Origin of the sequence: Colwellia sp. RSH04 (assembly GCF_003545765.1) — a bacterium.
Lineage (GTDB): Bacteria > Pseudomonadota > Gammaproteobacteria > Enterobacterales > Alteromonadaceae > Colwellia.
Window position 1 is genome coordinate 1 of record NZ_QXIO01000047.1, and the last position, 619, is coordinate 619.

Annotated in this window: 1 pseudogene; it reads left to right on the top strand. The window is 63.7% G+C overall.

Annotation, left to right across the window (positions count from 1 at the left end):
• Positions 1-61 precede the first annotated feature (61 nt).
• Positions 62-619 (top strand): annotated as a pseudogene (locus D1094_RS18430) (IS1380-like element ISKpn23 family transposase); the annotation flags it as partial.

Here is a 619-nt window from a genome sequence, read left to right on the forward strand (position 1 = left end):
GTCAGGATCTCAATATTTCCGATATAAATCATGGTGTTGATGGCCGTGAGGGGCGCGTTTGATGGATCACCCAGAGGGTGCGGGTTCGAAGCGGGCAGATCGGGTCGAGTTCGACCGCCGGGTGCATGTGGAGTTCCGAGGTGCGCAGCTCAGTTCCGACGGCGGCCTGCTGGTGATGCGCGAGCTGGATGACGCGCTCGGGCTGTCCGATCTGGCGGCAAAAGCATTGCGCGACACCCGGCGCGGCAAGAACACGGTCCACCGGCTTGACGGGTTGTTCCGGCAATCGGTGTTCGGGCGACTGGCCGGATACGAGGATGTGAACGACGCCGACCGCCTGGCCCTCGATCCGGTGATGCGCCAGGTCGTGGGTGGAAGGGCTGTCGATGCGCAAGCGGCCTCGGCCTCGCAGATGGGACGGTTCGAGACCGAGACACTGGCACAGCCCGAGAACCGTGCCGCGCTGGCCGACCTGAATGGCCAATGGATCGACCGGTTCCATGACCGTAACGGGCTGAAGTACATCGTTCTGGACATGGACAGTTCGGTCAGCCCCACCCATGGCGATCAGGAGGGCGCGGCCTGGAACGGGCATTTCGACTGCACCTGCTATCACCCG